Raw genomic sequence first — 18,145 nt, forward strand, 5'->3', positions numbered from 1 at the left:
GCCGTTTCCTCGCCCGGCGCCGGAGAACTCACCGGTGGTCGGGCGCCGATCCTGCTCTGGCATCGGCCGGGACGTCTGCGGGACCGGTCAGGTACGGACCCGGTCGCCGCACACGTCAGGTGATGGCCAGGATGTCGGACACGGGCCTGCGCGGGGTCGCGGGAGCCTCGGGGCCGTAGCCGAGGCGGATCACCATCTGCGGGAAGCCCGTGGCGGACACCGGATCGCGCAGCGCCCAGCGCAACTCCGGCCATTCCAGAGCCTGCGAGTTGAGCGAAGTGGCGAGGTTGTCCTGCGTAGCCTGCAGCAGCACGCGCTCCAGGGCCTGACCGGCGCGGAGCCAGTCCTCCCTCGTGTCCTCCCGCGTGCTGAGGACGGCCAGACAGGGCGACTGCTCGAACACAGCGGATCCGCGTCCCTCGACGTGTCGGCCACCGGCGAAATCCCGTACCGGGGCCCGGCCGTCGTAGGAACGGGGCCCCAGGGCGTGGACCGGGATCCCTTCATGCCTGGCGCTGTCCGTGACGGCCGTCCAGCGGGCGATCTCCTCCCGCACCGCAGGGGAAAGCTCCTCCTCGTGTTCGGCGTCCCGGACCAGGTCGAGCACGGCCTGGAGCTGCCAGTCATCCGGCAGGTCGAGCCGTGCCCCTTCGGACAGCGCGGCACCGCGCAGTCCGTCGAGCAGAGCCTCCGGGACGGCCTCGTCACTGAACGGTTCCCTGCTGGTGCGCCGTCTGCCGATCGCCGGATACAGGCCGGCGATGTCGTCCCACTCACGCCTCTCGACGAAGGTGGTCACGGCGAGGGACTCCGGGGCCGTGGCGTCCGGAAGCAGCCGGACCCGCGGTTCCCAGCCCGCATGCGCCGCGGCGACCCGGAGGTTGAACAGCGCGGCCCCGCACCCGATGTGCAGGCCGCGTGCCGAGGGGTCCGCGTGCGGCATCCGGCGATCAGGGTCGATACGCAGCGACAGCAGACCGTCGGCCTTCGCGTAGTCGAACCGCCAGGGCTGTGCGTTGTGCATGGACGGTGCCCTCGTGGCGTCGGCGACCCACGAGGTCAACGATGTCGTGTCAGGCGTACGGACGGGCATCGAAGCCACCTCCGAGAATGCGGTCACCTTCAGGGTCGCCGCTGAGGGATGGGACGGAGAGGGCCGAAGGGGGTATCACCCGGGCCGAACGGCCCTGGCACCCGGCTCGAGCCTGCTGCCGGGGCACCTGGAGCGGCCACTACTGCACTCGGCCCGAAGTTCACGCCGTTCTCCGAGGCCGGGCCTGGCGTGCCACGCGGTGGCGGAGGTAGACGACGCTCGAGCTGAAGGTCCGGGTCTCGACGAGTTCGAGATCCACCCGGCGTTCGTGGTGGGGGAAGAACGGGATGCCGCCGCCGACCAGCACCGGGTAGACCATGGCCCGGTACTCGTCGATCAGGTCCAGTGCGGCCGCCTCGGCGGCGAGCGTCGCGCCGCCGATCGCGATGTCGCCCTCGCCCGACTCGGCCCGCAACCGCTCGATCTCCTCCGCCAGGCCGCCGGAGGCCAGGCGGGCGTTGCCCTGCACCGCCGGCAGCGTGGTGGAGAACACCACCTTCGGGAGCGGCTTCCAGAGCGCCGCCCACTCGAGCATCGGCGCGTCGAGCGACGGATCCTGGTCGGCGGTCTCCCAGTACAGCATCGTCTCGTACAGCCGTCGTCCCATCAGATGGACGCCGACCTCCCGGATCTCGTCGATCCAGAAGCGGAAGACCTTCTCGTCGGGCGCCGTCCAGTTGAAGTCGCCGTTCGGCCCGACGATGTAGCCGTCGAGGGACATGCTCATGGAGTAGGTCACGCTGCGCATCAGAGGTCCTCCTCGGGAACGGGACTCGACACTACGGCCGCCGCCCGCCCCAGGACTCGTCACGGCACGCGGGCCCCGGCGTTCGCGTCGCCGCACATCGCCTGCCGGCGGTCGCGCGGCGGGTCGATCAAGCCGTACAGCGCCTCGTACATCCGCGGGTACGGCCCCCTGCTACGCGACCCGGACGGGTACGGTCCGGCCCGCACCACCATGGCCGACCCCGCCCTCGTCGAACTGGCGATCAGTACCGACGGCGACGAGGCGGCCAGGGCACGGGCGTTGCGGCGGCTGGGGTTCGCCGGCGACCGGCCGCGCCCCACGCCAGCCGGCGAAGACCCTGGAGATCGAACTCACCGAAGCCGCCGGACCGACCAGGGCCAAGGTCGCCCTCACCGCCTGGCGGCTGCTCGACGACTGAGCAGGCACCGCCCCGCCACCGGCGACCATTTCCCCGCCGGGCCGGGCGGGCTGCTCAGCGCCGGGCGAGGTCGGCGGCGACCTCGCCTACGGCCTCTGCGACAGCGGCGAAGCCCCGTAGGACACGGTCCCCGCTCACGCCGAGCGCGTCAGGTCCTCCGGGTGGACCGGGTCCGTGTACGGCAGTCCGCTCGCGTAGCGCTCCAGCTGGTCCAGCGCGGCGTTCGTCATCCGGCCGAGTTCGTTGCCGAGGGAGCCCGCGATGTGCGGGGTGAGCAGGACGTTCGGGAGGTCGTACAGGGGCGAGTCGGGTGGGAGGATCTCCGGGTCGGTCACGTCCAGGACCGCGTTCAGCCGGCCGGAGCGCAGCTCCTCCGTCAGGGCCGCGGTGTCGACCAGGGAGCCGCGTGCGGTGTTGATCAGGGTCGCGCCGTCCTGGAGGAGGGCGAGGCGGCGGCGGTCGAAGAGGTGGTACGTCTCCTTGAGTTCGGGCGCGTGGACGGTCACGGTGTCGCTGTGCTCGGCGAGTTCGTCCAGAGGGACCGGGTGTGCGCCGAGGGCCCGTACCTCGGCATCGTCGACGTACGGGTCGTGGAGCAGGACCCGCATGTCGTACGGGCGCAGCAGTTCGACGACCCGGCGGCCGATGCGGGACGCACCGACGACGCCGACGGTGTGCCGGTGGTTGCCGCCGGCGCCGATGACGTCGAGGGCGTTCACCCACGTGCGCTTCTCGCGGTACACGCGCGCCGCGTGCAGGACCTTCTTGCCGGCGAACAGGACGGCGGCGACCGTGTACTCCGCCACGGGCACGGCGTTGGCGGCGGCCGCCGAGGCCACGGTGATGCCGCGGTCCCAGCAGGCGTCCGTCACATGGTGCTTGACCGAGCCCGCCGCGTGGATCACCGTACGCAGCCGCGGCATGCGCTCCAGGGCCTCCGCGGTGAGCGGAGGGCAGCCCCAGCCGGTCAGCAGCACCTCCGCCTCGGCGAGGGCGGCGGCCACCGCCGGGGCGGTGAAGTCGCCGACGACGAGTGCGGGATCGGTGTCGGCGAGTGCCGTCAGCCGGTCGAGCGCCGCCCGGTCGAAGAGCGCCGCGTGGACGTGCGGTGCCATCGCCAGCACGGTGCGGGGGCGACGGACGGGCGTGGGGGTCACTTGACGGCTCCCGCGGTCAGGCCGGAACGCCAGTGGCGCTGCAGCATAAGGAAGGCGACGGCGAGCGGAACGACGGACAGCAGGGAGCCCGTCACGACCAGCGCGTACAGCTGGGGTTCCTGCGGTAGAACGGCGTTCCAGCTGAACAGGCCGAGGCCCACCGGGTAGAGGGACGAGTCGTTCAGCATCACCAGGGGCAGGAAGAAGTTGTTCCAGCTGGCGGTGAACGTGAACAGGAAAATGGTCACGAAGGCCGGGGCCAGCATCGGCAGCGCCACGGAGCGGAACGCGCGCAGTTCACCGGCGCCGTCCATGCGCGCGGCCTCGATCGTCTCGTTCGGTACGTACGACTCGGCGAACACCCTGGCAAGGTACACGCCGAAGGGGTTGACCAGGCTCGGGATCAGCACCGACCAGTAGGTGTTGACGAGGCCGGCCTCGGAGGCGAGCAGGTACATCGGCAGGGAGACGACCGTGGGCGGCACGAGGATGCCGAGCAGGACCAGCCCGTACACCTTCTCGCGGCCGCGGAACGAGTACGTCGCGAAGGCGTAGCCGGCCAGCAGGGAGATCAGCGTGGCGGCGAGCGCGCCGACCACCGAGTACAGCAGGCTGTTGACCATCCAGCGGCCGAACACGCCGTCGTGGTAGGCGAAGAGGTCGGCGATGTTGCCGAACAGGTTGAAGTCGCCGAGCCGGAAGCCGGGGCTGCCGAACAGGTCGCCGTTGTCCTTGGTGGCGTTGACCAGCAGCCAGCTGAGCGGCATCAGGGTGTACACGGCGACGATCGCCAGGACAGTGTTGACGACGGCCCGGGACGACCAGGACGACCTGAGTACGGGCTGCGGGCGCGGTGCCGCATCCGGGGCGGCCGACGCGGTGGGCCGCTTCGGGGGGAGCGTGTCGACGGCCATGGTCACGCCTCCTTCCAGCGGTTGCCGAGCTTGGTGATGACGAAGGACAGCACGGCGCCGAGCACGGCGAGCAGCAGGGAGGCCGCGGCGGCGAGGCCGTAGTCGTGCTCCGTGAAGGCGGCCTGGTAGATGAACATGACCGGGCTCCAGTCGGGCGAGATCGCGGACGACCGGCTGCGCAGCACTTCGGGCTCGTTGAACAGCTGGATCGCGCCGACGGCGGTGAACAGTGTGGTCAGCACGACCGAGGAGCGGATCATCGGCATCTTCACGGACCAGGCGGTGCGCAGCTCGCCGGCCCCGTCGACCACGGCCGCCTCGAGCGTCTCGCGCGGTACGGCCTGGAGCGCGGCGTAGAAGATCACCATGTTGTAGCCGAGCCACTGCCAGGTGGCGGCGTTGGCCATGGAGAACACCACCGCGTCGGGACCGAGCAGGTCCCAGTCCGCGCCGAAGACGGACAGGAAGTCGATGACGGGGCTGAGCCCCGGGGTGTAGAGGAAGCCCCAGACGATCGCGGCGATCAGTCCCGGCACGGCGTGCGGCAGGAAGTAGGCCAGCTGGAAGAACCGCTTGGCGCGGGCCAGTGTCGAGTCGACCATCAGGGCCAGGGCCAGCGCGCCGCCCACCATCACCGGGATGTAGATGAGGCAGTACAGGGCGATGTGCGTGAAGCTGCGGCGGAAGCCGTCGTCGCCCAGGGCACGCAGATAGTTGTCGATGCCCACGAAGAGCGTCTTCGTGCCGCCGAAACCGAGTCCGGAGGCCGCCTGCTCCCGGAACAGGCTCATCCAGACGGCGTAGCCGATCGGGGCGAGGAGGGTGGCGGCGAAGAGCAGCAGGAACGGGGCGAGGAAGAAGGCGGGTGCGGCGTGCCGTCCGCGGCTGAGCCGGGTCGATGCCATGGGTGGAGCTCCTTGGTGCCGGGCCCGGCTCCGCGCGGGGGAGCCGGGCTCTCGGGACGTGACGTCACTTGGCGAGCTTGAGCCCGCGGTCGGTGATCGACTTCTCGGCCGCGCGCTGTCCCGCCAGGAACGCCTGCCAGAACTCGCCGGTCTTCCGGGCCTTGCCGAGTTCGGTCTGCAGGGTCATCGAGGTCGAGTTGTGCACCGGGCTCCACATCCAGCCCTCGGCGATCAGGGGGACCTGGGAGCCGGCGGTCTCGTAGATGTCCTGGCCGCCGAAGAAGGAGGCGTCGAAGGACTCCTTGGCGGTGGCGCGCAGGTCCTCGGCGACGGGCAGGCCGCTGGAGGTGCCGGCCGTGAGACGGGACTTCACGGCCCCCTTGTCCGTGGTCGCCCAGATGGCGAACTCGGCGGCGGCCTCGGCCTTCTTCGTGTCCTTGGAGAGGGCGAACGACGAGCCGCCGACGGCGCCGGTGGCGGGGGTGCCCCAGTGCGGCAGCGGCGCCTCGGCCCACTTGCCGGCCTGCTCGGGGTAGGTGGTTCTGATGCCGCCGGCGCTCCAGGACGCGCCGAGCAGGGCGATGGCCCGGGAGTCGGTGACGGCCTTGGTGGCCTCGGGGCTCCACGCCTTGTGGTTGAGCACCAGGTCCTTGCTGACCAGGTTCTTCCAGTAGCCGGCGACCTTCTTGGTCGAGTCGTCGGTCATGTCGACCTGCCAGGCGTCCCCGGAGGAGCCGTACCAGCGGGCGCCGGCCTGCTGGGAGAGTCCGGCCCAGGTGGCGACGTCGTCGCCCCAGAAGTCCAGGAGGCGGGCCTTGCCCTTGGAGGCGGTCTTCACCTTCTTTGCGGCGGCCTCGAACTCTTCCCAGGTCTTGGGCACCTCCACGCCGTACTTGGCGAACAGGTCCTCGCGGTAGTAGAAAGTCTGCGGGCCGACGTCGTAGGGCGCGGCCCAGGTCTTGCCGCCGAGGGTGACCATGCCGCGCACGGACTCGGGGGCGTAGCCCTCGACGGCCTCGCCGAGTTCCGCCGTGGAGTCACGGAGCAGGCCCTGGGTGACCAGGTCGGGCAGCGACTGGTACTCGACGTTGATGACGTCGGGGGCGTTGCCGGCCTTGACGGCCTTGGCGAGCTTGTCGTGGCCGCCGTTGAGACCGGCCGGTATCTCGGAGAACGTGACCTTGATGTCCTTGTGGGTCCGGTTGAACTCGGCGGCCAGTTCCTTGGTCCCCGGCATCCAGGACCAGTAGGTGATCTCGACGGCCTTGTCGGCGGTGCCGGCGCCCGCCTCGCTCCGGTCCTGACCGCCGCAGGCGGTGGCGAGGAGGGCGAGGCATGCCGCCGTGGCGGCGAGAGCGGGGGAGGACGGCTTCATTGCTGACTCCTGGGGAGTTCGTTGCGAATTGACGCACATCTTTCGGCCAAGTTTGATCAGAGTCAATAGAAAGTGAACAATCAATCAGCAATGTGCGTGAAAGGATCAGATATTGTTCGTTCGAGCTGGAGTGGCGCGTGAAACGAACAAGCGTCAGCCGAGGTCGGGGGCGTCCCGCAGCTCCACGGCCGCCGGGACGGCGCCGAGGTCCGCGTCCAGCTCCAGCACCACGATCTCGTTGGCCCCCGCGCGCAGCAGCGGCCACGGCAGGTAGAGCGTCCGCTGAGGGCCGCGCGAGGCCCAGTAGCGGCCCAGGCAGAAGCCGTTGACCCACACGTACCCCTTGCCGCCGCCGGGCAGCGCCAGATACGCGTCGCCGGGCTCGGCCACCTCGAGGTGACCGCGCAGGAACAGCGGGCCCCGCTCGGCCGACGCGCCGGCGTCCCAGGGCAGCTTCCCCGGCGTCCCGTGCCCCAGCTCCACCGCGCGGGCCCGCCAGCCGTGCAGGATCTGCTGCGTGTGCAGCACCCGCCGCACGCCCTTGCTCTCACCGAGGCCGGCCCCGTAGTTGATCCGCCCCATGGACTCCACGAGGAGCTCCAGACGGGCCCCGTCGGACGGCACGGGCACGTCCGGCACCTTCTCTTCCGCGTCCCGCTCCAGGACGGCGGCGAAGGTCCCGTCGACGTAGACGTGCGCCCGGTCGGCCAGGCCCTGCACCGACAGCGGATACGGCTGCCGGGGTCCCGGGACCCGCCCGCTGTACAGCACCAGTCCGTGGCCGATGTCCAGGTCCTCGAAGGACGGCGGCAGCGGCCCATCGGTCTCCGGGCCCGCCAGCGCGTCCAGCGCGTCGAACAGCCGCAGCGACTCCGTCAGGCCCGCCCGCCCGGCCGGCAGCAGCGGCGCCGGCGGCTCCGGCTCCGGCAGCGGGCCGTCCGCGTACGGCTCCAGCACCTTGCGGAAGGCGTGGAACTTCTCGGTGACGCCGCCCCGTTCGTCGATCGGCGCGTCGTAGTCGTAGGAGGTGACCGTCGGCAGATAGCGCTCACCGGTCGCCGGATCGGCGGTGTTGGCGCCCGCCCACGTCGAGAAGTTGGTGCCGCCGTGCGCCATGTAGATGTTGACGGACGCCCCGGAGCCCAGGATCTCCGCCAGCGTGTCCGCGGCGTCGCCGGGTTCGCGGACGACGTGGTCGGCGCCCCAGTGGTCGAACCAGCCGCACCAGAACTCCATGCACATCGCGGGATCGTCCGGCCGCAGCCGGGCGAGCGAGTCGAACGCCTCACCGGCGCGGCTGCCGAAGTTCACGGTCGCCAGGCTCCCGGGCAGTGTCCCGCCGGTCAGGAAGAAGTCGTCCGGACCGTCCGAGGTGAACAGCGGTACGTCGATCCCGCGCGAACGCAGCCCGTCGGCCAGGTGCTCCAGGTGGCCGGTGTCGGTGCCGAACGAGCCGTACTCGTTCTCCACCTGCACCATCAGGACGTTGCCGCCCCTGGTGACCTGGTGCGGGGCGATCACGGGCACGAGCCGGTCGAACCAGCGGTCCACGTGCGCCAGATAGCCCGCGTCCCGGCAGCGCAGCGCCCGCACCGCGGGGTCGGCGGCCAGCCACCACGGCAGCCCGCCGTTGTCCCACTCGGCGCAGATGTACGGCGACGGACGCACGATCGCGTGCAGGCCCGCCTCCCGCGTGGCGTGCAGAAAGCGGTCCAGGTCGGCGATGCCGGCGAAGTCGTACGCGCCGGGGCGCGGCTCGTGCAGGTTCCACGGCACGTACGTCTCGACCGTGTTCAGGCCCATGGCGCGCAGCATCCGCAGCCGGTGCGGCCACTGCTCCGGCAGCACGCGGAAGTAGTGCAGCGCGCCCGAGAGCAGACGCAGCGGACGGCCGTCGAGGGAGAAACCCCCGGGTGCGATCTCGAACATGAGGGTTCTCCAGTCGTGCGGGGTCGGGCTAGGCGCTCGAGGAGCGCACGTGCAGTTCCGGCAGGATCGCGATCCGGTGCCGGGGACGGGACGGATCGGCGATCCGCCGGGCGAGCAGGTCGACGGCGGCGACGCCCACCGCGTGCTTCGGCGGGGCGATCGCGGTCAGCGGGATGTCGGCGAGAGCGGCGACCTCGTCGTCGTAGGCGACGACGGCGACGTCACCGGGGACGTCGACGCCGCGGGCCCGCAGCCGCTGGAGGACGACGATCGCGTCGTGGTCGTTGTGCACGACCGCCGCGTCGAGCCGGCCCTCGGCGACCGCCTCGGTGAACGCGGCGAGCACCCGCTCCCGCTCCGCGGCGTCACCCCCCGGCGGCGGCAGCCGGAACAACGCCTCGTCGGCGGCGGGGAGTCCGGCGGCGGTCAGGCCGCCGCGATAGCCCTCCAGGACGAGCGCACCGTGCGGGCTGTCCTCGCGCAGCAGCAGCCCGATCCGCTGCCGGTCCGCCTCGACGAGGTGCCGTACGGCGATCCGGGCGCCGTGGACGTGATCGGTCACCACGCGCTCGGCGCCCGTGGCGTCGTCCTCGGGACGCCGTTCCACCAGCACATACGGCACGTCGAGCTCGGCCGGCCAGCTCCGCTCCTGCGCCGGGCCGCACGGAGTGATCAGCAGGCCGTCGATGCCGTCGGCGAGCATCTGCAGTGCCTGCGCCCGTTCCTCGTCGGGGTTGTACTGCGAGATGCCCAGCACGAGACGGATGCCGCGTTCGGCGGCCGCCTCCCGGGCTCCCTTGATCACCTCGGGGTAGTAGTAGTCGGCGGCCGGCACGATCAGGCCGAACACCCGCTCGCCGCCGTTCCGGGAGGGAGAGTCCGGCACGTCCGGCGTCCCCGCCCCGGCGGCCTGTGGCAGCACGGCCCCGCCGTGCACGCGCTCCACGAGCCCGCGTTCGGCCAGCGCCTCCACGTCGCGGCGCACGGTGATGGGGGAGACGTTCAGCTCCGCGGCCACCTCCGTGACCCGGATCGAGCCGCGCTCACGCAGCCGCCGCAGTATCTCCTGGTGCCTTTCCTCGGCGTGCACGTGACCGGGCCCCCTCGTCGTCCAATGGTCCACTGAGCGGCAGTCTAGCGTCCGATCGATCGCTTGTGAACGTTCTTGCTCGAACGAACATATGGAGGGCGCAGGGGGCCGGTCGGTCCGGGGTCGCGAGGGTCCGGCGGGTCCGGGTGCCTCAGTCGACGCCCCCGCGTGTGTCACCCAGCGTCGGGTCGTCGATCCAGTTGGTCGAGGAGACACCGGAGACGGTCGAGCCGTACGTGCCCCAGCGGGGCTTGTTGCCCAGGTCGTCCCAGGTCCGTATCCCGGTCCTGCGGGCGATGCGGCTGCCGTCCAGCCAGACCTCGGCCGCGCCGGCGTCGGCGGAGCTGGTGGTGATGCCGAGCTGGACGGAGTGCCAGGACTCGGGGGCCCACGGAGCGCTCCCGATGGAGACCCACCGCTCACCCGGCGCGACGTACCAGACCTTCAGCCGGCTGTCCTCGACCTTCATGATCACGGGGTAGTTCTGCTGGTTCCGGTCGTTGGTGCCGTTGGACTTCCACTGGAAGACCGTCTGGGCGTTGCCGGTCTTCGTCATGGAGCCCCAGCCGAACCAGAGCGTCGCGTCGTTCCGCAGCAGTTCGGGCCGGTTGACGCTGTGGGCTTCGCAGCGTTCGGAACCGGCGGGCTTCAGGAACTCGAAGAAGTCGCCGTGCGCGTCGCCCCAGTTCTTGACGCTCACGCCGCCCGGCGAGGGGCACAGCACGGTCTCGAACACTCCGGGACCCTTGGCGGCGTCACCGTCCCAGAGGACGGCGGCACAGGCGTCCGTCGCCATGACGAGCGTCATCGCGGCGGTCCCGGCGGCCAGGCCGAGGACGGTGCGGGACATACGGAACGTACGCATCCGTGTGGGAGGCATCGTGATCTTTCCGGGCAGGTGAGACGGACTTCGCGTCAGGTGAGGCGGACCCGGATCTGCTGCGGGGCGCCGGCCTGGCCGGTGAGGTCGCCGAAGGCGAGTCGCAGCGCCTCGCCGGTGCGGGCCGACGTCACCGTGGCCGGCTTGGACAGCACGGCGGAGACGGCGCGGTCCCAGACGATCTCCAGGGCGGCGGCCCGGCGTGCCGGATCCGAGACGACGACGGTGGCCGTGCCGTCCCGGTTCTCCCGGATCAGCACGGACGCGGGCGCACTGGCCGTGATCCCGCCGACCGTCCCCGGAGCCCAGAAGTTGACCGCGGTGAACCCGGCCCGCGGGGCCCGGACGCCCTGCCGCTCACGGCTGTTGGCGAGGATCTTCAGCCATCCCCTGTCGGCCGCCCGCCGAGCGGTCGCGGCGGCGCCGGCGCCCGGGAGCAGGACGTAGGCGTAGGAGGCGTCGGCGGGGTCGGCGCCGTGGTCGGTGAGCAGCGTCAGCCAGCGGCGGGTGACCGGGGTGGTGGGGCCGTTGGCGTTGATGTCCCGCCACGCCCCGGTGCGCTCCTCACGGACGGCGCGCAGATCGACCCCCTCGGGGAAGACGTACCCCGCCTGCCCGGCGATGTGCGCCCACCGCGCGCCGTCGAAGGCGGCCGACCAGCCCTGGGCGGACGGCTGGACGGTGCCGTCGACGGTCAGGGCCGGGGCGCCCTTCGCACCCAGGTTCCGGTTGTCGACCGTCGTCTCGACGGCGAACCCGTCGCGGGACGTGATGCCGGCCCCGAGGCACACGACGCAGTCGTCCAGCCAGAACCAGGACTTGTGGGCGCTCATCGTGCTGAGGAGCCCCTTGAGGTGCTGGCCGGTGGCGCCGAACCGTCCGTCGGTGGTGCCCCCGACCCAGGTGGCGTCCGGGCAGGGCTGGCCCCAGTTGCCGCCCGCGCCGTCCGGGAGCGGCTTGCGGGAGGCGGTGATGCCGGGAAGCCGGTACGGATCGACGGTGGGCCAGAACTCGTCGGCGTACTGTTCGAGTCCGAAGTCGTCCCCCCACCAGGAGAGCCAGCCGGCGCCGGTGTGGTAGCCGCGGGCGTGCTCCCCGTTGCCGAACTCGTAGTGGGCGATGTGCTTGGCCGCCATGGAGAGGGAGGCGGCCCAGCCCGGGCGGCGGTGGGTGACCCTGGCCATGTTGGGGAAGAGCCGGTGCTCGACCGGCTCGGGGGCAGCCTTGACCGAGTCGTCGTCCTGGAGGGCCTGCAGCAGGGACGTCCGGGTCAGGCCCAGGCCGGGATTGCCCAGCGCGGGGTAGTGGTAGTCCCGCCGCAGCCATCCCTTGACCATGGCACGCCACCGGGCGTTCTCCTCCGCCGTCGCACCCTGGCCGATCAGCAGAATCGTGGCCATCAGCGGGTGCGCGCGGCTGTGGTCGGAGGTGCCGGCCCGGCTGATGCCGCGGGAGGAGACGTTGTCCATCATCAGGCCGTTGTAGATGAACGGGGCGATGGCGCGGTCGATCGTGTCGAGGAACAACCGGGCGCCCTGGCCGTCCACTTCCCAGGACGACCCGCGCAGCAGCGCCATGAGACGTCCCACGCCGTCGTGGAGCACGGCCCCGTAGCCGCCGATGTAGGGGACGTTGCGGTGCTGGATGAACGAGCCGTCGGCGTAGAAGCCGTCACCCGAGGTGACGTACGGGAACACCGGGCCGAGCGCACGCGAGGCCAGGGCGACCTTGTCCGGGTTCGCGCCGACGATGCCGCGCAGGACGACGCTGCGGCACAGGTCGACGCGGTTGGCGCCGGTACTGGTGCCGCTGTAGCTGTCGAAGACGGAGTCGGGTACGAAGTGGTCGACCGCCCGGCAGAAGTTGTCGGTCTGGACCGGCGTCAGATGCTCGTGGAGCAGCACGCAGGTGTCCATGAGCGCCTGCGGAGCGCCGATCTGCCAGCTCCACCAGTTGCCGTACCGCGTGGTGCGGTCGTTGTACACCTCGGAGTTGACGTGGTCGAGGCCGGCGAGGACGGCGTCCCGCAGTCCGGTGCTGCCGGTCACGCCCGTGCCGGGCTGGCAGTACGCCTGGGCCATGGTGTTCAGCCGGTTGTAGCTGGTCACGATCCGCGCCGAGTGGGCGTAGGACTCGGAGTCGGTGTCGGGGTCCGGATCGGCCCAGTCCAGGTCGGGCCAGAGCGAACCGGCCGCGGGAGCCATGCTGTCGAGGTACGCCCGCGCCTTGCCGCCGAGGTCGGCGAGCAGCCCCCGGAAGGGCTCCGCGGCCGGGTTGAACGCCGTCCCCAGCATCAGGTCGCGCCACTTGGCGCGCAGGGCCGCGAACTCCGCACTGCGGGTGGCGGCTTCGGCCGCGAAGGCGGGACGGGCGGTGGCGCCGCCTACGGCCGCGGCGACGGATGCCGCCGCGGCGGCCTGTACGACGGCGCGGCGGGACCAGTTCGATGGCACGGGAAACCTCCGGAAGTGGGAGCACGACGGTGTCCGGCAGCGTGGGGAGTGGTGCGGTGCGCGGTTTGTAGCACGCGCTTTCCTCGACAAGCAACGCTTTCGACGCTCATTCGCTCAATTCTTCGTTTTTCGAAAGTGAGCGTGCGGAAAAGACAGTCGCGCCCGTAGAGTGCGCGGCCTGTGATGAGCGACGACGAGGGGGAGTTCACGTGCACGCCGAGGACAGGCTTCAGGCGATCCTGCTCAAGGTGCGCCGGCACGGCTCGGTGCGGGTCACCGAGGCCGCGGCGGAGCTGCGGGTCTCACCCGTCACCGTCCGCAAGGACGTCGAAGCGCTCGCGGAACGCGGGCTGGTGGTACGGGTCCACGGCGGCGCCAGGCTCCCCGAGGACCGGGGGCCGTCCGCCGCCGGCACCGGCGCCGCACCTCGACAGGCCTCGCGAGAGCTCACGTTCGGCATGGTCGTGCCGTCCGCCACGTACTACTACCCGGAGGTGATCAGGGCCGTGCGGGAGGCCGCGACGGCACGGGGCGCCCGCCTTGTGCTGCGCATCTCCGAGTACGACGTCGACGGAGAGCGCGCGCAGGCGCACGCGATGGTCGACGCGGGCGTGGACGGCCTGCTGCTGGCGCCCACCACCACGGCCGCGGCCCCGACCGACTGCGCGTGGTACGAGGAGCTCGGCATCCCCCTCGTCCTCGTGGAGCGGCGCCCCCGGGCGGTCGGCCCGGCCGTCGAGCACGTCGTCACCGACCACGCCTACGGCGCCCGACTCGCCGTCCACCATCTCGTCACGCGCGGCCGCCGCCGCATCGCGCTGCTGACCCGCGGGGGGACCCCCACCGCCCCGCTGCTCGAGGAGGGCTTCCGCGCGGGGCTCGACCTGGCGGGACTCGACGCGCCCGAGAACGTCGGCCACGTCGACCTCGGGACGCACCGCCCCGGCAACCCGGAGTACGACCGTTCCATGGCCCGGTTCCTGGACGCGGTGACGGCCGGCCGCATCGACGCGGCCGTGGTCCACCCGGACGGCGACGCGCTCGTACTGCTGCAGCGGCTGAGTGCCCGCTCGCTCACCGTCCCCGGCGACTTGGCCGTCGTGTCGTACGACGACGAGGTCGCCGGCCTCGGCGACCTCCCCCTCAGCGCCGTAGCCCCCTCGAAACACGAGGTGGGAGTCTCCGCCGTCGAACTCCTCGCCGCCCGGGTCGCCGAACCGGACCGCCCCCGGCGCCAGGTGTCCATCCTCCCCGAACTCCGCGTCCGCGCGTCCAGCGGAGGAGTGTGACGGACCGGCTTTCGCCCGCTCATCGCGACGGGTCGACGCCGTGGCGAGGCGGTGCGCCGTCGGCGCGGTCGACGGCGGCGGCCGCGTTGATCAGCCCGATGTGGCTGAACGCCTGCGGGAAGTTGCCGAGCAGTTCACCGGTGCGCGGGTCGACCTCCTCGGCGAGGAGCCCGAGGTCGTTGGCGAAGCCGGCGACGCGGTCGAAGAGGGCCTGTGCCCGGTCGGGGCGGCCGGCCTGGGCGAGGGCGGAGGCGAGCCAGAACGAGCAGAGCACGAACGTGCCCTCGCTTCCGGCGAGTCCGTCGATGTTGCGGTCATCGGTCAGCCGGTAGCGCAGCACCAGCCCGTCGTCGGTGAGCTCGCGGGCGATCGCCTCGATCGTCGCGTTCATGCGTGCGTCGGTGGCGGGCAGGAAGCCGTAGAGCGGCATGAGCAGGGCGGCGGCGTCGAGTTCGTCGGAGCCGAACGCCTGGGCGTAGGCGCCTCGCCGTTCGCTCCAGCCGTGTTCGAGAACGGCCGCGCGGACGCGGTCCCGCTCGGCCGCCCATGCTTCGGGGCGCGCGTGTTCGCCCAGGCGCGGGGCGAGTTTCACCGCCCGGTCGAGCGCGACCCAGCACAGCACCTTCGACGACAGGTGATGGCCTGGTTCGCCGCGCATCTCCCACATGCCGGCGTCGGGCTCCGTCCAGCGGCGCGCCGCCGTGTCCGCCAGTCCGGCGGCGAACCGCTGGATCTCCGGATGCAGTTCCCCGAGCCGCTCCCGGTACAGGTGCAGCGCGTTCAGCAGCTCTCCGTAGACGTCGAGCTGGGTCTGCGCCCATGCCGCGTTGCCGGCCCGCACCGGGCGGGAGTCCCGCCATCCGCGCAGATGCGGCAGCAGGCGCTCGGTGAGGTCGTGCTCGCCGCCGACCCCGTACATGATCTGCAGCGACGAGTCCGCACCGGAGGTTCCGCCGGCGGAGCTGGTCATGAAGGAGACGAAGTCGACCGCCTCTTCGGGGCACGCGCCCTGGTAGAGGGCTTCCAGGGTCAGACTGGCGTCGCGGATCCAGGCGTAGCGGTAGTCCCAGTTGCGCGTCCCTCCCACGGTCTCGGGCAGGGAGGTCGTCGGTGCGGCGACGATGGCGCCGGTCGGGCGGTAGGTGAGCCCCTTGAGCACCCGCGACGACAGCAGGATCAGCTCGCGGTGCGGACCCCGGTAGTTGTCGTGCTCCGCCTCCCACGACCGCCACGCCTCGACGGTGTCGTCGATCCGCCCCGTCACCCGCTCGGGAGCGGTCGGCTCCGGCGGGGCCACTTCCGGGGGCGCCCACACGAGCGAGAAACCGAACCGCTGCCCGGCCGCCACGTTCAGCCTCGCCCGTACGCGCGACTCACCCCCGTCCAGCGGAACCGGGGAACGCACGGCGATCTGATTCGGGCCGCCAAAGGTGCGCATCCCACCGTCCGTGAGCCGCAACAGCGGCCGCACCAGCCCGTATTCGGGACGGGGCACCAGCTCCACGTCGAACGCGGCCTCGCCGCTCACCCCCTCGACCTCGCGCAGCAGCTCGTGCGGCGGCGACATGCCCAGCTCGTGGCCGCGCTGCCCCTCGGCAACCGCGAGCGCGTCCCGCAGCCGCGCCACGCCGGACGTGGTGGCGAACGTCGTCTCGACGACCAGCGTGCCCGGCAGATAACGCCGCGTCACCTCGAACCGGCCGGCCGGTGTGATCGACCAGTGCCCGGCCTCGGGATCGAGCAGCCGTGCGAACAACGCCGGGCTGTCGAACCGCGGCACACACATCCAGTCGATCGACCCGCGCCGGTCGAGGAGGGCGGCGGAACTGCCATCGGCGAGCATCCCGTAATCGGCGATCCGAGTGGACATGTCATTTCCCCTGTCGGAGCCCCTCTGTGCCCTGTCCTGAGCGTACGCACGGGGGGCGGCCCCGGCACGCCCGGCCGCCTGGGAGCGCGCGCGGAAGTTCTTCGAGGCCAAGGACTACGCCCGGGCCGCCCGCGTCCTGGACAAGCTGGTCGACGAGGTGCCGGAGCAGTCCGGACCGCGGCTGCTGCTGGCGCGTGCGTACTACCACTCGGCCCAGCTGCGGCGCGCCGAGGCCGAATGCCGCGCCCTCGTGGAGCGCGACCCCGTGGGGGAGTACGCCCGGCTGCTGCTCGGACGGACGCTGGAACGGCAGGGCCGTGACGAGGAGGCGAAGTCCCATCTGCGGATCGCCTCGGCGCTCGCGGGCGACTTCGACCGGCTGTGACCGCGAAACGTGTCCGGCCGCCCCGTCGCCTCACGAAGCGTTCTTCACGACTGCTTTCGGTGTCCTGCTGCGGTGAGCCCCGGGGCCGCCTGATGGGTCGTCACTACCATCGGTGCCTTCGACCGCGTGCCGATCGTCAGCCGTCACTCCGTCTGGAGCCCGGGCGGTCGCCGGTCCGGCCGTGTTCCGCCCGGAGAGTTCGCAGGAGGATGCCCGTATGAGCACCACCGTCCATGACAACACCGAGCAGCGCCGCTACGAGATCCACGACGGCGGGGCCCTGGCGGGCTTCTCCGACTACGAGCTCACCGGCCGGAGCATCGCCTTCACCCACACCGAGACCCTTCCGGAGTTCTCCGGCCGCGGCATGGCCCGGGAACTGGTCACCGGCGAGCTGGACGACGCGCGCCGCCGGGGACTGGCCGTGCTGCCGTTCTGCCCCTACGTCCGAAAGATCATCGCGCAGGACCTTGCTGCCTATCTGGACCTCGTACCCGAAGAGGACCGGGAGCGCTTCGACCTGCCCCGCACCGCGACGGCATGACCGCCGCCGCGAGCTGAGCTGACGTGGCCCGGACGCGGGCCGGGCGCCGGCCGGTCCCCGGCGAGCAGGCGTGGGCCGGCCGCCGGGGACCAAAGCGGTGCGCCGCGGCTCAGGACCGCGGCTGCTCCTCGGTGCGGAGCGCGCTCACCTCCTCGGCGGTGAGCGCCCTGTCGCAGGCGCGGACCTGGTCGATCGCGCCGTGCCAGAAGTCGACGTTCTGGCCGCTCCACCGGGCCCGGCCCACGCAGAGCGCGCCGGTGCCGTCTTCCGCAGCCGCACCGGGTTCCGGTTCCCGCATCTGGCTTCCGCGACCGCCGGCGCGTGAGCGACGCCCCCGGCGCGGGCCCGCGCGGCGCACGTGGCAGCATCGGGGGAATGGTGGAACGGATCATTGCCGCGTGCGACGGGGCGTCGAAGGGGAATCCCGGGCCCGCGGCCTGGGCGTGGGTCGTCGGAGACGCGGACGGGAGCGTCCTCTCCTGGGAGGCGGGGCCGCTCGGCCGGGCCACGAACAACGTGGCGGAGCTGACCGCCCTGCTGGAACTCCTGCGGTCGACCGACCCGATGACCCCGCTCGAAGTGCGGATGGACTCGCAGTACGCCATGAAGGCGGTGACCACCTGGCTGCCGGGCTGGCGCCGCAAGGGCTGGCGGACGGCCTCCGGCGGCCCGGTGGCCAACCAGGAGCTTGTGATGGCCATCGACACCCTGCTGACCGGCCGGGACGTCACATTCGTCCACACCCCCGCGCACCAGGTCGACGGCGATCCGCTGAACGCCGCCGCCGACGGGGCGGCCAGCCGCACCGCCGTCACGCAGGAGGCCGCCGGCTCGGCCGCCGGGTCCGCCCTGCCGCCGCCCGAGGCGCCGGCCCGGACCGGCGCCGGGGCGCGGTCCCGCCGGCCCGCCGCTGCGGCGCACCGCGCACCGGCGGGCGCCGGGCGCGGTTCGGTGAAGGCCAGGTTCCCCGGCCGGTGCCGCTGCGGCCGGCCCTACGCCAAGGGCGAGACCATCACGAAGAACGACGACGGCTGGGGCCACCCCGCCTGCGCCACGGCCGGCGCCTGAACGCGGGGGCCGTCCGTCGAAGACAGT

The 18,145-nt window shown here is 72.0% G+C and carries 15 protein-coding genes and 1 pseudogene; 4 read left to right on the forward strand and 12 right to left on the reverse strand.

The genetic code is table 11. The features are described 5' to 3' along the window. Positions 1 to 115 precede the first annotated feature (115 nt). From ACFYOP_RS12335 to ACFYOP_RS12380, 10 genes are all read right to left on the reverse strand, one after another. Positions 116 to 1,093, reverse strand: coding sequence for an Acg family FMN-binding oxidoreductase (locus ACFYOP_RS12335; RefSeq protein WP_388451402.1), 978 nt, complete (start codon positions 1,091 to 1,093; stop codon positions 116 to 118). A gap of 160 nt (positions 1,094 to 1,253) precedes the next feature. Beyond that, a complete protein-coding gene (locus tag ACFYOP_RS12340; protein WP_356896028.1) occupies positions 1,254 to 1,841 on the reverse strand; it encodes a dihydrofolate reductase family protein in 588 nt (195 codons plus the stop codon). A gap of 552 nt (positions 1,842 to 2,393) precedes the next feature. Continuing rightward, positions 2,394 to 3,374 (reverse strand): hydroxyacid dehydrogenase, encoded by a 981-nt coding sequence (locus ACFYOP_RS12345; protein ID WP_356896030.1) that lies wholly within the window; start codon positions 3,372 to 3,374, stop codon positions 2,394 to 2,396. Positions 3,375 to 3,412: 38 nt separating this feature from the next. Next, positions 3,413 to 4,330 (reverse strand): carbohydrate ABC transporter permease, encoded by a 918-nt coding sequence (locus ACFYOP_RS12350; RefSeq protein WP_356896032.1) that lies wholly within the window; start codon positions 4,328 to 4,330, stop codon positions 3,413 to 3,415. Between the two features lie 2 nt (positions 4,331 to 4,332). Further along, complete coding sequence (locus ACFYOP_RS12355; protein WP_356896034.1) at positions 4,333 to 5,235, reverse strand: sugar ABC transporter permease; 903 nt, start codon at positions 5,233 to 5,235, stop codon at positions 4,333 to 4,335. 64 nt (positions 5,236 to 5,299) lie between these two features. Next, complete coding sequence (locus ACFYOP_RS12360; RefSeq protein ID WP_356896036.1) at positions 5,300 to 6,610, reverse strand: extracellular solute-binding protein; 1,311 nt, start codon at positions 6,608 to 6,610, stop codon at positions 5,300 to 5,302. 153 nt (positions 6,611 to 6,763) lie between these two features. After that, entirely contained in the window at positions 6,764 to 8,539 is a 1,776-nt protein-coding gene (locus ACFYOP_RS12365; protein WP_356896038.1) for a beta-galactosidase, read from the reverse strand. A 28-nt stretch (positions 8,540 to 8,567) separates the two neighbouring features. Further along, positions 8,568 to 9,629, reverse strand: coding sequence for a substrate-binding domain-containing protein (locus tag ACFYOP_RS12370; RefSeq protein WP_356896040.1), 1,062 nt, complete (start codon positions 9,627 to 9,629; stop codon positions 8,568 to 8,570). 151 nt (positions 9,630 to 9,780) lie between these two features. Beyond that, positions 9,781 to 10,479, reverse strand: coding sequence for a heparin lyase I family protein (locus ACFYOP_RS12375; RefSeq protein WP_388451406.1), 699 nt, complete (start codon positions 10,477 to 10,479; stop codon positions 9,781 to 9,783). Positions 10,480 to 10,544: 65 nt separating this feature from the next. Continuing rightward, the gene (locus ACFYOP_RS12380) at positions 10,545 to 12,962 is read right to left on the reverse strand and encodes a polysaccharide lyase 8 family protein (protein ID WP_356896044.1); all 2,418 of its coding nucleotides are present in this window, start codon (positions 12,960 to 12,962) and stop codon (positions 10,545 to 10,547) included. Between the two features lie 209 nt (positions 12,963 to 13,171). On the opposite strand from ACFYOP_RS12380, the gene ACFYOP_RS12385 reads away from it, so the two are divergent. Next, positions 13,172 to 14,251 carry a substrate-binding domain-containing protein gene (locus ACFYOP_RS12385; RefSeq protein WP_356896046.1) on the forward strand — a complete coding sequence of 360 codons (1,080 nt, stop codon included), beginning with the start codon at positions 13,172 to 13,174 and terminating at the stop codon, positions 14,249 to 14,251. Between the two features lie 19 nt (positions 14,252 to 14,270). Here the strand turns inward: ACFYOP_RS12385 and ACFYOP_RS12390 are convergent, their stop codons facing one another. Continuing rightward, positions 14,271 to 16,121: a glycoside hydrolase family 15 protein gene (locus ACFYOP_RS12390; protein WP_356896048.1), complete on the reverse strand. Its 1,851-nt coding sequence runs from the start codon at positions 16,119 to 16,121 to the stop codon at positions 14,271 to 14,273. A 79-nt stretch (positions 16,122 to 16,200) separates the two neighbouring features. On the opposite strand from ACFYOP_RS12390, the pseudogene ACFYOP_RS12395 reads away from it, so the two are divergent. Further along, positions 16,201 to 16,506, forward strand: a pseudogene (locus ACFYOP_RS12395) (tetratricopeptide repeat protein); the annotation flags it as partial. A gap of 217 nt (positions 16,507 to 16,723) precedes the next feature. Further along, positions 16,724 to 17,050 (forward strand): GNAT family N-acetyltransferase, encoded by a 327-nt coding sequence (locus ACFYOP_RS12400; protein ID WP_356896050.1) that lies wholly within the window; start codon positions 16,724 to 16,726, stop codon positions 17,048 to 17,050. Between the two features lie 109 nt (positions 17,051 to 17,159). Here ACFYOP_RS12400 and ACFYOP_RS12405 read toward each other — a convergent pair whose 3' ends face one another. After that, entirely contained in the window at positions 17,160 to 17,348 is a 189-nt protein-coding gene (locus tag ACFYOP_RS12405; protein ID WP_356896052.1) for a LamG-like jellyroll fold domain-containing protein, read from the reverse strand. Positions 17,349 to 17,425: 77 nt separating this feature from the next. Between ACFYOP_RS12405 and ACFYOP_RS12410 the strand changes: the two genes are divergently transcribed. Continuing rightward, positions 17,426 to 18,118 (forward strand): ribonuclease H, encoded by a 693-nt coding sequence (locus ACFYOP_RS12410; protein ID WP_356896054.1) that lies wholly within the window; start codon positions 17,426 to 17,428, stop codon positions 18,116 to 18,118. Positions 18,119 to 18,145: the final 27 nt, after the last annotated feature.

It is taken from the genome of Streptomyces sp. NPDC006294, assembly GCF_042870895.1.
In the GTDB taxonomy this organism is placed as follows: Bacteria; Actinomycetota; Actinomycetes; order Streptomycetales; family Streptomycetaceae; genus Streptomyces.

Bases quoted from the DNA above. Each gene is read 5' to 3' on its own strand.
- ACFYOP_RS12365 (WP_356896038.1), bottom strand. From the start codon at position 8,539: ATGTTCGAGATCGCACCCGGGGGTTTCTCCCTCGACGGCCGTCCGCTG.
- ACFYOP_RS12355 (WP_356896034.1), bottom strand. From the start codon at position 5,235: ATGGCATCGACCCGGCTCAGCCGCGGACGGCACGCCGCACCCGCCTTC.
- ACFYOP_RS12410 (WP_356896054.1), top strand. From the start codon at position 17,426: ATGGTGGAACGGATCATTGCCGCGTGCGACGGGGCGTCGAAGGGGAAT.
- ACFYOP_RS12345 (WP_356896030.1), bottom strand. From the start codon at position 3,374: ATGGCACCGCACGTCCACGCGGCGCTCTTCGACCGGGCGGCGCTCGAC.
- ACFYOP_RS12405 (WP_356896052.1), bottom strand. From the start codon at position 17,348: ATGCGGGAACCGGAACCCGGTGCGGCTGCGGAAGACGGCACCGGCGCG.
- ACFYOP_RS12350 (WP_356896032.1), bottom strand. From the start codon at position 4,330: ATGGCCGTCGACACGCTCCCCCCGAAGCGGCCCACCGCGTCGGCCGCC.
- ACFYOP_RS12375 (WP_388451406.1), bottom strand. From the start codon at position 10,479: ATGTCCCGCACCGTCCTCGGCCTGGCCGCCGGGACCGCCGCGATGACG.
- ACFYOP_RS12360 (WP_356896036.1), bottom strand. From the start codon at position 6,610: ATGAAGCCGTCCTCCCCCGCTCTCGCCGCCACGGCGGCATGCCTCGCC.
- ACFYOP_RS12390 (WP_356896048.1), bottom strand. From the start codon at position 16,121: ATGTCCACTCGGATCGCCGATTACGGGATGCTCGCCGATGGCAGTTCC.
- ACFYOP_RS12335 (WP_388451402.1), bottom strand. From the start codon at position 1,093: ATGCCCGTCCGTACGCCTGACACGACATCGTTGACCTCGTGGGTCGCC.
- ACFYOP_RS12340 (WP_356896028.1), bottom strand. From the start codon at position 1,841: ATGCGCAGCGTGACCTACTCCATGAGCATGTCCCTCGACGGCTACATC.
- ACFYOP_RS12400 (WP_356896050.1), top strand. From the start codon at position 16,724: ATGAGCACCACCGTCCATGACAACACCGAGCAGCGCCGCTACGAGATC.